This window comes from Pseudomonas sp. GW456-12-10-14-LB2, from assembly GCF_002884345.1.
GTDB classification, from domain to species: Bacteria; Pseudomonadota; Gammaproteobacteria; order Pseudomonadales; family Pseudomonadaceae; genus Aquipseudomonas; species Aquipseudomonas paraglycinae.
Window position 1 is genome coordinate 1 of record NZ_POHV01000202.1, and the last position, 262, is coordinate 262.

The following is a 262-nucleotide window of genomic DNA, read 5'->3' on the forward strand; positions in this document are numbered from 1 at the left end:
GGTAGATCTCGTCGACGAGCACGCGCCCGCCGGAGAGCGTCGCCACCACCGTCGCGCCCGACAGCGTCAGCTCGTCGAGCCCGTCGCGCGCGGCCACCACCAGCGCGCGCTCGGCGCCCAGCGTCTTGAGCGCCTCGGCCACGGGCTTCACCAGCGACGTCGCGTACACGCCCAGCAATTGGCGCGGGGCGCCCGCGGGGTTGCACAGCGGCCCCAGCAGGTTGAACACCGTGCGCGTGCCCAGCTGGCGGCGCACCGGGCC

1 pseudogene is annotated in these 262 nt (G+C 75.6%); it reads right to left on the reverse strand.

The features are described 5' to 3' along the window. A pseudogene (trpD, locus tag C1X29_RS28730) lies at nt 1-262 on the reverse strand (anthranilate phosphoribosyltransferase); the annotation flags it as partial.